The 13,709-nt window shown below is 71.3% G+C and carries 11 protein-coding genes and 2 pseudogenes; 6 read left to right on the top strand and 7 right to left on the bottom strand.

What is annotated here, in order from left to right; all coding sequences use genetic code 11:
- Both BZY54_RS29270 and BZY54_RS29265 read left to right on the top strand, forming a co-directional pair.
- Positions 1–1,036 (top strand): annotated as a pseudogene (locus tag BZY54_RS29270) (hypothetical protein); the annotation flags it as partial.
- Between the two features lie 6 nt (positions 1,037–1,042).
- Positions 1,043–3,793, top strand: a complete 2,751-nt coding sequence (locus BZY54_RS29265) for a bifunctional YncE/alkaline phosphatase family protein (RefSeq protein ID WP_086728343.1) — start codon at positions 1,043–1,045, stop codon at positions 3,791–3,793.
- Positions 3,794–3,983: 190 nt separating this feature from the next.
- On the opposite strand, the gene BZY54_RS29260 is transcribed toward BZY54_RS29265, so the two are convergent.
- Both BZY54_RS29260 and BZY54_RS50410 read right to left on the bottom strand, forming a co-directional pair.
- Positions 3,984–4,214, bottom strand: coding sequence for a hypothetical protein (locus tag BZY54_RS29260; RefSeq protein ID WP_086728342.1), 231 nt, complete (start codon positions 4,212–4,214; stop codon positions 3,984–3,986).
- Entirely contained in the window at positions 4,181–4,744 is a 564-nt protein-coding gene (locus BZY54_RS50410) for a peptidoglycan-binding domain-containing protein (protein WP_158103927.1), read from the bottom strand. Before BZY54_RS50410 ends, BZY54_RS29260 begins: the two co-directional genes overlap by 34 nt.
- Between BZY54_RS50410 and BZY54_RS29250 the strand changes: the two genes are divergently transcribed.
- Together BZY54_RS29250 and BZY54_RS29245 are read left to right on the top strand one after the other, a co-directional pair.
- Entirely contained in the window at positions 4,743–5,708 is a 966-nt protein-coding gene (locus tag BZY54_RS29250; RefSeq protein ID WP_086728341.1) for an ArsR/SmtB family transcription factor, read from the top strand. The genes BZY54_RS50410 and BZY54_RS29250 overlap by 2 nt on opposite strands.
- 51 nt (positions 5,709–5,759) lie before the next feature.
- Positions 5,760–5,984, top strand: a complete 225-nt coding sequence (locus BZY54_RS29245; protein ID WP_086728340.1) for a hypothetical protein — start codon at positions 5,760–5,762, stop codon at positions 5,982–5,984.
- Positions 5,985–6,221: 237 nt separating this feature from the next.
- Here BZY54_RS29245 and BZY54_RS29240 read toward each other — a convergent pair whose 3' ends face one another.
- The 3 genes and pseudogenes from BZY54_RS29240 to BZY54_RS51055 form a co-directional block, all read right to left on the bottom strand.
- Positions 6,222–8,138: an ArnT family glycosyltransferase gene (locus BZY54_RS29240; RefSeq protein ID WP_086728339.1), complete on the bottom strand. Its 1,917-nt coding sequence runs from the start codon at positions 8,136–8,138 to the stop codon at positions 6,222–6,224.
- Between the two features lie 369 nt (positions 8,139–8,507).
- Positions 8,508–8,853: pseudogene (locus tag BZY54_RS29235) on the bottom strand (deoxyxylulose-5-phosphate synthase).
- 52 nt (positions 8,854–8,905) lie between these two features.
- Positions 8,906–9,079: a hypothetical protein gene (locus BZY54_RS51055; RefSeq protein ID WP_158103926.1), complete on the bottom strand. Its 174-nt coding sequence runs from the start codon at positions 9,077–9,079 to the stop codon at positions 8,906–8,908.
- Between the two features lie 54 nt (positions 9,080–9,133).
- Between BZY54_RS51055 and BZY54_RS29230 the strand changes: the two genes are divergently transcribed.
- Complete coding sequence (locus BZY54_RS29230; RefSeq protein ID WP_086728338.1) at positions 9,134–11,551, top strand: ATP-binding cassette domain-containing protein; 2,418 nt, start codon at positions 9,134–9,136, stop codon at positions 11,549–11,551.
- A 151-nt stretch (positions 11,552–11,702) separates the two neighbouring features.
- Complete coding sequence (locus BZY54_RS29225) at positions 11,703–12,068, top strand: NlpC/P60 family protein (RefSeq protein ID WP_244217390.1); 366 nt, start codon at positions 11,703–11,705, stop codon at positions 12,066–12,068.
- A gap of 78 nt (positions 12,069–12,146) precedes the next feature.
- On the opposite strand, the gene BZY54_RS29220 is transcribed toward BZY54_RS29225, so the two are convergent.
- Positions 12,147–12,965 (bottom strand): lysophospholipid acyltransferase family protein, encoded by an 819-nt coding sequence (locus BZY54_RS29220; protein WP_086728337.1) that lies wholly within the window; start codon positions 12,963–12,965, stop codon positions 12,147–12,149.
- The coding region (locus BZY54_RS29215) for a GNAT family N-acetyltransferase (protein WP_107419847.1) at positions 12,962–13,709 on the bottom strand (748 nt) is incomplete at its 5' end. The genes BZY54_RS29220 and BZY54_RS29215, both read right to left, overlap by 4 nt.

Raw genomic sequence — 13,709 nt, 5'->3', positions numbered from 1 at the left:
GGAGCACGGGCAGCAGCAGCCCCATCGGGGAGCGTCCCAGCGTGACCGACCCGAGGAAGCCGAACCCGGCGAGCGCCAGGGTCGGAGCGAGGACGCAGATCCAGGAGAGCAGGGCCTGAACGGCGGCGTCCGACGGCGCCAGGAGGTGGCCGTCGAGGCCGACCAGCGGCTGGTCGCCGACCGCCAGGAGGCCGCCGTTCAGGCCCTGCTCTCCTGGATCTGCGTCCTCGCTCCGACCCTGGCGCTCGCCGGGTTCGGCTTCCTCGGGTCGGTCACGCTGGGACGCTCCCCGATGGGGCTGCTGCTGCCCGTGCTCCTCTCGCTCGCGATGGCGGTCGCCCAGATGCTGCCACTCCCCGTGGCCGTCCGCATCGCCCTGCCCAGCTACGCCTTCATCTCCTGGAACGGACTGTTCACCAGCCCGCAGCAGCTCGCCCCGCTGCTGATCGGTGTCGTCGTCAGCCTCGTGTGGGCCGTGGTCGCGACGGCGCTGGCCTATGTGCTCTTCGTGCGACGCGAATTCACCAACCCGACCCACGACGGCTCGGGCCGCCGCGCGATCACCGTCGGAGTCCTGCCGCTCGTCGGGGTGGCCGCCGTGTCGTTTGCGGTCGTCGCCGCGACGACCTCGGCGACGGGCTCCGGGATCGAGCAGGACAAGGTGCAGCGCTCGGTCGCCACGGCGTTCGCGCACCTGTACCGCATGCAGACCGACCAACTGCACCGACCCTCCGTCACCGAGGCCCAGTTGAAGGCCGCGGCGACGTGCGACAAGGGAAGCACCAGGGTCGCAGCGCAAGGCCCGGGCAACGACTGGCGCTGCGTCGTGACCTGGCATCTTCCCGGCGTCGAGGCCACAGGACAGGCCATCTACCAACTCGACGTCACTCCGGACGGGCGGTTCATGGCCGATGGCGATGGACCGAAGGAAGTGAACGGCTACTTCCTGGTGCGGACCCCCGAAGGCGACGCACCGAACCCGCTGTGGCAGTTCGACGGCAACGTCGAACTGCTCGACACAACCCCGAAGGGATAACCCTCAATGCAGGTAACTCGCCGCCGCAAGCTCGTCGAGGACGCTGGGATCAGCCTCCTCGGTAGACGAATCGGCCGCCGCATACCGCTGTTGACGGCGGGCACCACCGCTGTCGCCCTCGTGGCCGCCGGCACGGCGTTCGCGCAGACCCACCAGTTCGGCACGGACCAGGTCGGTCAGGTCACCGCCGACGGCCAGGTCGTCTCCGGCAACCAGTACATCGCCCCGTACGGCGACCGTCTTGTCATCGACCAGGGCAAGATCATGTCGTCCTCGGTCAGCCCGGACGGCACGCACATGGCCGCCTCGGTCACCGACGGTGGCGCGGCCCTGGCCATCGTGGACCTGAAGAACTGGAAGACGCAGCAGCTCGTCAGCAACGCCGCGTCTTCCAACCCCCGCATCAGCAGCAACAACGTGGGCCAGGAAGGCCCGACGTACTCGCCCGACGGCAAGCAGCTGTGGCTGGGCCAGCCGGACGGCTACACCGTGTTCACCGTGAACGCGGACGGCAGCGTCTCCAGCCCGAGGACCGTCACCATCCCGGCACAGGGCTCCAAGAAGGCCCTGGTGGGCGAGGCGGTGTTCTCGGCCGACGGCAAGACCGTGTACTCCGCGGTCAACGGCCAGAACCGGGTCGTCTCCATCGACGCGGCAACCGGGACCATCAAGCAGAGCTGGGCCGTGGGCAACGCCCCGCGCGACATGATCGTCGTCGGCAACAAGCTCTACGTCAGCAACGAGGGTGGCCGCCCGGCCAAGCCCGGCGAGCCCACGATCAACTCGTACGGCACGCAGGTACTCGCCGACCAGAAGACCGCTGCCACCACCAGCGGCACGGTCAGCGTCATCGACCTGGCGAACCAGGACGCCGCCGTCTCCAGCATCGACGTCGGTCTGCACCCGACCGCCCTGTACGCCAAGAACGGAGCGCTGTTCGTCACCAACACCGCGACCAACGACGTGTCGGTCATCGACACGGCGAAGGACAAGGTCGTCCAGACCATCGCCACCCGGCCGTGGGCCGAGTCCTCGGTGGGTTACGAGCCCGACGCGGTGACCCTCACCGACGACGGTCACCTGCTGGTGACCCTCGGCCGTGCCAACGCGGTCGCCGTCTACAAGTACACCTCCGCCCAGGAGCCGGTCTCCTACGTCGGCCTGCTCCCGACGGACTACTTCCCCTCGGAGATCACCACCGTCGGGGACCAGGTCTACGTCTCCAACACCCGTGGTGTCGACGCCCGCCGTAAGGCCAGCGGTCACGGCACCCACGACACGACGTCGAGCGTGCAGAAGTTCACGCTGCCCGACGACAGCGTGATCAAGTCCTACACCGGCAAGGTCTTCAAGCAGAACGGCTGGAACGGCGAGTCGCTCAAGAAGTCCGACGGCTCCCCGGCCAAGCCTGTGCCGGTCCCGGTCAAGCTCGGCGACCCCTCGACGATCAAGCACGTCTTCCTGCTCGTCAAGGAGAACCGGACCTACGACCAGGTCTTCGGTGACATGCCGCAGGGCAACGGCGACCCGTCGCTGACGCAGTACGGCGAGAACGTCACGCCGAACCAGCACGCCCTGGCCAGGCAGTTCGGCCTGTTCGACAACACGTACGACATCGGCACGAACTCCGCCGAGGGCCACAACTGGCTGATGCAGTCGGACAACCCGGAGTACACCGAGTCCTCCGCCGGTGAGTACACCCGCAGCTACGACACCGAGGACGACGCTCTCGGCCACCAGCGGACCGGCTTCATCTGGACCGGTGCGCAGGACGCCGGCAAGTCCGTGCGGAACTTCGGTGAGTTCCAGCAGTTCCTGACCAAGCCGTCGGGCGCGAGCTGGCAGAACCTGTACTGCGACAGCAAGAACATGGCGGCGACCGGTCAGGACACCGCCTACCCGCTGAACTCGACCTCGCCGATCCCGTCGCTCAACGACGTGTCGGTGCACGGCTTCCCGAAGTTCGACACCAGCGTGCCGGACGTCTACCGCGCCGAGATCTGGAAGAAGGACTTCGAGAAGAACGGTCCGGCGAACCTGAACATGTTCTGGCTCTCCAGCGACCACACCGGTGGCCCGGTGAGCGGTGCCGCCCAGGTTGCGGACAACGACCTCGCCGTCGGCAAGATCGTGGACGAGATCTCGCACAGCAAGTACTGGAAGGACTCGGCGATCTTCGTCGTCGAGGACGACTCCCAGGCCGGCCTCGACCACGTCGACGGCCACCGCGCCCCGGTCCAGATCATCAGCCCCTGGGCCAAGCACGGAGTGGTGGACAGCCACTACTACTCGCAGATCAACATGATGCGCACCATCGAGCAGATCCTCGGGATCCAGCCGATGAACCAGAAGGACACCGCGGCCACCCCGATGGCCGCGGCGTTCACCCAGAGCCCGGACTTCACGCCGTTCAACGCGCTGCCCAACCGGGTCTCGCTGACCGACGGTGTGAAGAACGGCGCGCCGTCCTGTGGTCTGGACACCCCCGCGGCGCAGAACCCGCAGGCGGCGGCCGTGCCGGCGGCCTCGGTGCCGGCGAACATGAAGAACGTCGCCGACGAGTGGGACCAGTGGAAGTCGAAGCAGCGGCTGACCGGTCCCCAGGCCGTGCCGGACTACGCTCCCCCCGCGCAGATGAACCACTTGAACTGGTACGAATCGCACAACTGGACGAAGCCGTACCCGGGTGAGAAGAAGATCTACGCTCCCCAGGACGTGCCGGGTGCGTTCATCCCGTCGTCGGAGAACGACGGCTGACGCAGTAGGCCGGTCAGCACAGCCTGACCGCGTCAAGGGGCCCCTGGCCGGCAACCGCCGGTCGGGGGCCCCTGGCCGTGGCGGCAGCCGCCCCGTCGTCGCCGGTGATGCATGGCACCGGGCGGCGCAGCGACGATCGCGTCCTTCGCCCTGGAACCCAAGACGGTGGCGGCGCCGTAACGCGTTCCGGCTACAGGTAGCAGTCCTGCGGCTCCGCGATGAAGACGTCGCTGTTGTCGGACAGCGGGCTGCCGGTGAGCAGCACACGCGCGCGGCGGTCGCCGATCAGTCGCTGAACGACGGAGCCGGCCCGGGCGGCGTGGCGGAAGACGACGCGGTGGCCGGGGCCGAGCAGCGCGCTGAGGCCTTCTGCCGCCCGGTCGATGGTCAGCAGTAGAGCCAGTTGTTGGAGCCGGCCCAATAGTTGAGCTTGGACCAGGTCTGCGGGCCGACGATCCCGTCGACCGTGATGCCTGCACACTTCTGGAAGGTCCTGACCGCGGCACGGGTATCGGAACCGAAGTAACCGTCCACGGACAGGTAGGGGGTGTAGAGCAGCGACCAGTTCAACTCGCACTGCAACTGCTTGACGGCGGTTTTGTACGTGCTGGGGTCGTACGAAAGCGTTGGCTCACTGCTCGTGTACGCGCAGCGGCCGGAAATGATCGCGGCTTGGGCGGGCGACGCAGTCGCCAGCGGAACAGCCGTACTGAGGCCGGCAACCGTGAAGAGAGCCGCCAGGACCGGGACGACCCTGCGGATCCCCTTACGCGGGCTCATGCGCAACGACACGTTTTCCTCCCCGACATCGAGCAAGATCGACTTGGTGGTAGCCAGCACCGGCGTATGCAACCGGAAGGCCGGAAGACAGTCTGTTGTGTGATGGATTCCGGCCGCCATGCCTTTCACGCCTAGCCAAAAGGCCCAGGTCAAGCCATGCTCGGTCGGCATGCGCCTACATTTCACCTCGGCCGACCTACGCAAGATCAATCTCATGGCGCCCGGCACATTGGAGGAGATGGCGTTCAGCATGCGCAGCCTGCGCGCCGGACCGACTGGCGGGCAGGTGAGGCGACCGGGCCTTGAGCAGTGGCACCGGCGGACCCGCACCGGCGCGGCCGCCCGGGCCGGTGTCCTCTTCGACCTGGTCCCCCGCGAAGGGTTCCTGCCCGATTTTCTGTCGCAGCTGTCCGATGACCTCGACACCAGCGTTGCCCTGGCCGCGCAGACACCCACCGCACAACTGGCGGCCGATATCGCCCAGTTGACTGGCTCCACGCACACCAACCACCGGCTGCGGGAACTGGCGGAGGGCACCTCCGCCGCCCGCCAGGGCCTGGCCGCCGATCTGCGGCACTACTTCAGCTCATGTCTGGCCGACCTGTGGCCGCAGGTCCAGGCCGGCGCCGCCGCCGACCGGGCGCTGCGGGCCGAGACGCTGATGCGCGGCGGCGTCGACGGGCTGCTGGCCACGCTCGGCACCCGCTGGCTCTGGGAGCCGCCCATCCTGCACATCCCCTCGTCCCGTGCGAGCGATGTCGATGTGCCCCTGTGTGGATGGGGTCTGGTGCTCGTCCCCTCGTACTTCGGCGGCCCCGCGCTCCTGTACCGGCCTGAGCGACCCACCGTGCTGACCTACCCGATGAGCGCAGGAGAACCACCCACCGGGGCCTCGGACGCCCTCGGTCCCCTGCTCGGCCGCACTCGTGCGGCTGTCCTGGCCGCCATACGCCACCCTGCCGCCACCACCACAGTCGCCGAACGCGTCGGCATCTCCCTGCCTTCGGCCAGCCAGCACGCCACCATCCTGCGCAATGCCGGCCTGATCACCACCACCCGCACAGGCAGCGCCGTCCTACACACCCTCAGCCCCCTCGGAGAAGCCCTCCTCCACGGCGACACCGCCACGCGGTGAGCACACCCCGCATGACGGGCGGCCGCCGGGCTGCTGCGGTTCGCTGAGCCCGTGCAGCCGCGGGTCATCGACGCCCGGCGGCAGCAGCGGCCGGGAGGCCGGCGGCATCCGGAAGTCGTCTGCACCGTCGGCCGCATGCACTACTTCGACCAGCAGGCCGTCGAGTCCTTTCGGGCGGCCTGGCAACAGGACGTCTTCACCGACCGGTTGGACGTCGCGGGGCGCCGGCCTGGTGACGGACGGCGAGCCAACCGGGACGGTACGAGCCGGGAGTAACGGGAGCGGCGAACGAGGGCGAGCCGATGGTCAAGGACGACGGCGAGCAGGCCGGCGCGGCACCACGGCCGAGCCCGACTCCCCCCACCACCAGCACCTCGCCGGTGCCGACGTCGAGGTCAATGCCCTTGAGCCTTTGCGGTCATGCCGCACGGTCAGCCGGCTGTCGACAGAGCACGGCCGTCCGCTGATCGCGGAGTGGAACAGGCGGCCCTGGGCTCCTGGTGCCGGCTCGGGTCACTCGTCGCGGCCCGGGCCGCAGCGGTAGACGACCGGCCCCCGGTTCCCGGAGCCGTACTCCACTGCCGGGACGGCCGCGCAGTGAGCCGCCGTCCACCGGACGAGTCCGTCCACGGGCGCACTCCCCCGGTGGCTCGCCGCGACACTGCCCAAGTTCCGCAGGACGACATAGCGGAGCCGGCCGGAGTCGATGAGCTGGTGGAAGCGGGCCGGCGTCGGATACGGGACCCGGCCGGTGAATCCGCCCATGGGCAGAATGGGAGCGTTGTCCGAGATGATGTACGGTGCGGCCTCCCACCAGCCGGGGATCGCCGCGAGGTACTCGGCACCGCCCCGGTGGGCCAGCAGGTAGGCCAGCAGGCGCCCGCGGGTCCGGCCGAGGCGCGCCAGCGGGTTGCCGGGGCGCACACTCGTGGGGCCGACGCGGCCCATTGACCCCGGTACGTTGTAGCGCGGGGAGAGCGCGGAGGCCGACCACACGGCCGGGACGAGGAGGACGGCTGCCAGACAGGCGGCCAGGCCGGCGGTGACGACGCGCGGCCGGCGGGTGCCGACCAGGCCCAGGCCCACCAGGCAGAGCACCGTGGCCGTCGGCGCTGTCCAGGGGAAGAATCCCGGGTATCGCAGCGTCAGGATCACACACCAGGCAACATTCGCGGCGATCACCGCGGCCGGCACCCAGGCTCGTCTGCGCCCGGCCCGGCAGGCCCTCACGCTCTGGACGGCTCCGGCACCGGCGAGCGCGGCGAGCGCCACCGCCACGACGCCCATGTAGTACGTGTGCCCGGTCACGCTGCCGAAACTGAACACCAGGAGGAACGTGGCCAGCCACACCCCCCACAGCAGGTGGCCCGCGAGCACGATGTCCGTGCGGGGCGCACGCCGCCGCCACAGGGTCACCGCACCGCCCACGAGGCCGAGCGCCGCCAGCGGGTACAGCCAACCGGTCTGTGTGGCGAGACCCGGGCCGAACATCTTCCAGACGCTGTCGCCCATGCCGGGCCCCGCCCGTCCGGCCGCGTGGACCGCGGGGCCGGTGACGATGCTGCCGGTGCCGGCCGCATCGGCGCCGATCGTGTGGAAGCGGGTCAGGAAGTTGTAGCCGACGACCAGGCCGATCGCCGAGTTGTCCCTCGTGCCATCGAGGTAGGGGCGGGCCGAGGCCGGGGTGAGAGTGGCCGCCGCCATCCAGGACACCGACACCAGCAGGGTCGCCGCGCCGGCCGACGCCACGTGCGCGAGCCGGCGGCGCAGGGTCGTGGGCGCGGCGACGCAATAGGTGACGGCGAGCGCGGGCAGCACCGCCCAGGCCTCCAGCATCTTGCACTGGAAGGCGACACCCACCCAGACGCCCGCGAGCAGCAGGGTGCGCAGCCGGGCCCGCTCGGTCGCACGCTGGGTGGCCTCGGCGGCGAGGAGCAGCAACAGGACGAACGGCGCGTCCTCCACTATGGAACGCCCGAGGCCGACGGTCACGGGCGTGAGGGTCAGGCAGAGGGCGGCCGTCAAACCGGCCGGAACCCCCGCCCACCGGCGCACCAGCAGATGCAGCAGGACGACGCAGGCCACCATCTCCAGTGCCTGCGGCAGCACAAGGGCCCACGGGTGGAATCCGAGGACGAGCGCCGAGAGCGCCTGCGGCCACAGGAAGCCGGGCAGTTTGTCGAGCGTGATCGAGTTGCCCGGATCGAAGGACCCGTAGAAGAAGGCAACCGGGTTGTCCGTCATGCTGCGCACGGCACTCGCGTAGAAGCCGTGGTAGACGCTGCGGTCGATGCCCCACAGGGACAGCATCGCGGCGAGGGCCGCGACGACCAGCAGCGCCGGGCGCTCGTACGGGCGCGGGGCGCGGGGCACGGCCGCGGACGGCGGCCCGTCGGCCGGCGCGACCGAGCGGTTGGTCGGGCTGAGCATGGGCGGCCCTTTCAGGTTGCCGGCGATCTACCTGCCCGGGACGCGGGCTGCGGTCCGGATCGCGGCGATTGTCCGTCGGCCGACCTGAGCGGAATCTGAACGGATCGTGAACGAAAGGGGGGTCTCACCAGCCTCTCACCGTGCTTTGACCGGAGCGGCCGTCAGCGTGCCGGACGCTGGGCGTGCTGGGCCGCCGGCCGCACGGGGCCTCGGCGGCGCCGCAACCGGGGTGCCGCTGGACCAGCTCGCGGACGTTCCCGTGATGTCCCCATCGCCGTGAGGAATCCAGCCATCATCCACGCACACCTGCGGGTCATCCGGGCATCGGCCCTACCCGTTCGAGCCCTCGACACGTGTAGCCCCCTCCGCTCACCCCTTCGTGCCGGGCACGTCGGGCCGTACGAGAGCCCTGGCGAAGGGCTCGTCGCTGCGCCGGGCGTACGTCATCCGCTCACGGATCTCGGACAGGGTACGCGGGCGGTACCCCGGCCCCCCGCAGCAGCTCTTGTGGAAGCCCACGCCCGCGTGGAGCAGGACCGAGAGGACCCGCCAGGCAGCCCGGTCCCGACGCGGAGGCGGGGCGAAGGCGGAACCCACGTGGATCAACGGTCCCGCACAGCGGGGGCAGATCCCGGTCCGGCCTCTCCCGGTCGTAGGGCTGCTTGTAGGAGGCCCGGCAGGGCAGGCAGACGAATGAGGTCTTCGCGGGCGGCATGTGCCGAGGCTAGGCCTCCCGGGATGCTGGACGCGAGGCGATTTCGCCGGGGTCAGCAGGGAATGGGCTTCCCGACCGCTTGTCCCACGCCGCGGCCTTCGGCCGGCTCACGGAGTTCGAGCAGCTCCTCGGCCGAACCGAGGGCCTGGGCCACGGACCGGTGGACGATCTGGGTGATCCGCTCGCCGCGGGCGGGCTGACCGACGGAGGGCAGGGGTGTCCGCATAAAATCTCATGGTTTGCCCGCCTGCCCGCCCGCAGTCACGCCCGGAGCCCCGTCATGCACACCCCCCACGACCCGTACGTCCGTGTCCGCGGTGCCCGTGAGCACAACCTCAAAGGCGTCGACGTCGACGTTCCGCGGGACGCGCTGGCCGTGTTCACGGGGGTGTCGGGGTCGGGGAAGTCGTCGCTCGCGTTCGGGACGATCTACGCCGAGGCGCAGCGGCGGTACTTCGAGTCGGTGGCGCCGTACGCGCGCAGGCTGATCCACCAGGTGGGGGCGCCGAAGGTCGGGGAGATCAGCGGGCTGCCGCCGGCGGTGTCGCTGCAGCAACGCCGGTCCACGCCGACCTCGCGGTCCTCCGTCGGGACGGTGACGAACCTCTCCAATTCCCTGCGCATGCTGTTCTCCCGGGCCGGTGACTATCCGCCGGGCGCCGAGCGGCTGGACTCGGACGCCTTCTCGCCGAACACGGCGGCCGGGGCCTGCCCGGAGTGCCATGGGCTGGGGCAGGTGCACCGTACGGAGGAGGCACTGCTGGTCCCCGACGCCTCGCTGTCCATCCGCGAGGGGGCGATCGCCGCGTGGCCGGGCGCCTGGCAGGGCAAGAACCTCCGGGACATCCTCGACGCGCTCGGGTACGACGTCGACCGGCCCTGGCGCGAGCTGCCCGCCGAGCAGCGGGAGTGGATCCTGTTCACGGACGAGCAGCCGGTGGTGACCGTGCATCCGGTGCGGGAGGCCGACCGGATCCAACGGCCCTACCAGGGCACGTACATGAGCGCCGACCGATACGTGATGAAGACGTTCGCCGATTCCAAGAGTGCGACGCTTCGCGCCAAGGCCGAGCGGTTTCTCGTGTCCGCCCCCTGCCCCGTCTGCCGCGGCAGCAGGCTGCGAGCCGAGGCGCTGGCCGTCACCTTCGCCGGGCGCACCATCGCCGAGCTGGCCGCGCTGCCGCTGAGCGAGCTGGCCGAGGTCCTTCGGGGCACCACGGAGCCCGCCCGCGTCCTCACCGACGATCTCAAGTCCCGTATCGCGCCCGTCGTGGAGCTCGGCCTCGGCTATCTCAGCCTGGACCGGGCCGCGCCCACCCTGTCGGCCGGCGAGCTGCAACGGCTGCGGCTGGCCACCCAGTTGCGCTCCGGGCTGTTCGGGGTGGTGTACGTCCTCGACGAGCCGTCGGCGGGGCTGCATCCGGCGGACACCGAGGCCCTGCTCACGGTGTTGCAGCGGTTGAAGGCCGCGGGCAACTCGGTGTTCGTGGTGGAGCACCACCTCGATGTGGTGCGCGGCGCCGACTGGCTCGTGGATGTCGGGCCGCGTGCCGGGGAGCACGGCGGGCGGGTGCTGCACAGCGGGCCCGTCGCCGGGCTGGCGGAGGTCGCCGAGTCCGCCACGGCCCGTTTCCTGTTCGGCCGGGGTGCGGCTCCGGCGCGCCCCGTCCGGCCGCCGCGCGGGCAGTTGAAGGTCGGTCCGGTCACCCGGCACAACCTGCACGGGGTGACGGCCGAGTTCCCGCTCGGCGCGTTCACCGCGGTCACCGGTGTGTCGGGGTCCGGTAAGTCCACGCTCATCGGGGCGATCACGGAGGACCTGGCCGGGGTCGGGCGGCTGGTCTGTGTCGACCAGAAACCGATCGGGCGCACCCCGCGCTCGAACCTGGCCACGTACACCGGACTGTTCGACGTCGTGCGCAAGGTGTTCGCGGGAACCGACGCCGCCCGCGAACTCGGTTACGGCGTCGGGCGGTTCTCGTTCAACGTGGCCGGTGGGCGGTGCGAGACCTGCCAGGGTGAGGGGTTCGTCAGCGTGGAGCTGCTGTTCCTGCCGAGCACGTACGCTCCGTGCCCGGACTGCGGTGGGGCCCGGTACAACCCCGAGACGCTCCAGGTGACGTACCGCGGGCGGAACATCGCCCAGGTGCTGGACCTGACGGTGGAGGGAGCGGCGGAGTTCTTCGCCGACACCCCGGCCGTGGCCCGCAGCCTCGGCGCCCTCCTCGACGTGGGTCTCGGCTATCTGCGCCTCGGCCAGCCCGCGACCGAGCTGTCCGGCGGCGAGGCGCAGCGCATCAAACTGGCCAGCGAGCTTCAGCGCGGGCGCCGCGGCCACACCCTCTACCTCCTGGACGAACCGACGACCGGCCTGCACCCGGCCGACGTCGAGGTGCTGATGCGGCAGCTGCACGGGCTGGTCGACGCCGGGCACACCGTGATCGTCGTCGAGCACGACATGTCCGTCGTGGCGGGTGCCGACTGGGTCGTGGACCTGGGTCCGGGCGGCGGCGACGCGGGCGGCCGGATCGTGGCGGCGGGGCCGCCGGACCGGGTGGCCCGGGCGGACGAGAGCGCCACGGCGCCCTATCTGGCGCGGGCCCTGCGACCGGACACCCAGGGTGGCGCGGACCGCGACGATGACGCGGACAGTGACAGCGGCGCGGACAGTGAGGGCGGCGGCGGGGCTGCACGATGACGTTCCGGCGCGGGAATGACCGTGAGAACGGCGGTGAGGCCGGACCGTGACGTCCCGGCGCGGGAATGACGGCGCCTACACCGGTCCGTCCAGCAAGCAGGTCATTAACCGCGACTGCTCGGGATACACGCGCATGGTGTAGGGCTACCACATGGGCGTGCCGATGGCCGCGGGCGCGGACACCTCCAGGGAGCGGATACCGCGCAAGTCCCGCGACATCGTCGACTACGCGCCGGGTGTCGTCGTCGACCGGACCGACGGCACCCGGCCGCCCGCCGCGGGCCTGCTCCAGCCCGGGGATCTGGTGCTCTTCAACTCGGACTCCGGCGACGACAACCCGACCGTCACGGTCGACCACGTCGGCGTCTACCTGGGCGCGGACGCGGACGGCAGGCGCCGCTTCCTGTCCAGCCGCAAGACGGTCGACGGACCCACCATGTCCGACCTCGGCGGCGCCTCGCTCCTCGACGGCACGGGCACCTACGCCACGTCGCTGCACACCGTGCGCCGCATCTGAGGCACCGCGGCGCTCCGGGCCCACACCACCTGCACCGCGTGCCCGAGGCCTACGCAACCGGCGCCGCGTGTGCCGGAACTACGCCACCAGCGCCGTGTGCGCCCTGAGCGGTCCGCCCGCGCCGCCCGGCCGGTCCGGCCGGGCGGCGCGGGCCAGGGTGCGGCGGTCCGGGTGGGTGCCGGGTTCGATGGCGGCCGGCACGTGGACCTCGGCCGTCAGGCCGCGGGCCGACACGACCCGCCACAGCGACGCGAGCAGGGAGTCGTCCCCGACGAAGGCGGGGGCGGTGGTGGCGGCTCCTCCCGCGAGGCGGTAGCGGATGCGGACCGGCTGGACCGCCACGTCCGCGTCGAGGGCGGCCTGGAAGACCGCCCGGTGGAAGCGGCCCTCGGCCCGGCCGCACCATGTGCTGCCCTCGGGGAAGGCCGCGACCGCGGTGCCCTCGCGCAGCGCGTCGGCGATCAGCGCGACCGTGCCGGGCAGGGCGCGCAGCCGGTCCCGTTCGATGAACAGGGCGCCGCCGCGGGCGGCGAGCGACCCCGCCACCGGCCATCGGCGGATCTCCTGTTTGGCGAGCATCCTGGCCGGGCGCACCGCGGCCAGCAGCGGGATGTCCAGCCAGGAGATGTGGTTGGCGACCAGCAGCAGGCCCCCGGTGGGTGCGGCGGCGCCGGTGATCCTGACCCGGACTCCGCAGGCCCGTACGATCGCCCGGCACCAGCGCCTGGTCCAGGCGGCCGGGACCCGGCCGCCGAGCGGTGTCAGGGCCGCCCCGGCGAGCAGCAGGGCCGCGACCGCCGAAAGTCGCAGCACGGCGCGCGGCAGGGCCGTCGCCGACCCCGTCGCCTCCACGCACGCCCTCGGGGTGCAGGGGGCGCTGGGCAGCCAGACGCTCATCGCGCGGACGGTACGAGGGAGAGGAAGTGGCGCAGGTAGCGCTGGTTGATCCGGCGCATCGACAGCAGCACGTACAGGTCGGCGACGCCGAAGTCCGGGTCGTGGGCGGGCTCGCCGCACACCCAGGCGCCCAGGCGGAGGTAGCCGCGCAGGAGGGCGGGCAGTTCGGTGCGCTCGGCGGGTGCCTCGGCCTTCGGGATCCACGGCAGCAGGGGCCGTACCCGGAACTCCTCCGGCGCCAGGTGCCTGGTCCGCACCCGGTCCCAGGTGGCGCCGGCCAGGGTGCCGCCGTCGGCGAGCGGGACGGAGCAGCAGCCCGCCAGCCACTCGTGCCCCCGGTCGATCATGTAGCGGGCTATCCCGGCCCAGATGAGGCTGATGACCGCGCCGTCGCGGTGGTCGGGGTGCACGCAGGAGCGGCCCACCTCCACCAGGTGAGGCCGGATGGCGTCCAGCCCGGTGAGGTCGAACTCGCCCTCGGAGTACAGGCGCCCGGCGATGGCGGCCCGCTCCGGCGGCAGCAGCCGGTAGGTGCCCACGACCTGCCCCGTCGTCTCCTCGCGCACCAGCAGGTGGTCGCAGTATGCGTCGAAGGCGTCGATGTCGTGGCCGGGCTGCGGGGTGGTCAGCAGGGCGCCCATCTCACCGGCGAAGACGTCGTGGCGCAGCCGCTGTGCGGCGCGGACGTCCGCCTCGTCGTGGGCCAGGGTGACGGTGTAGCGGGTGGGGGCCGCGGGCTGGGGG

It is taken from the genome of Streptomyces carpinensis, from assembly GCF_002154505.1.
Taxonomy (GTDB): domain Bacteria; phylum Actinomycetota; class Actinomycetes; order Streptomycetales; family Streptomycetaceae; genus Streptomyces; species Streptomyces carpinensis.
The sequence above is the reverse complement of the archived record's forward strand: the minus strand, read 5'-3'. Positions and strand labels throughout refer to the sequence as shown.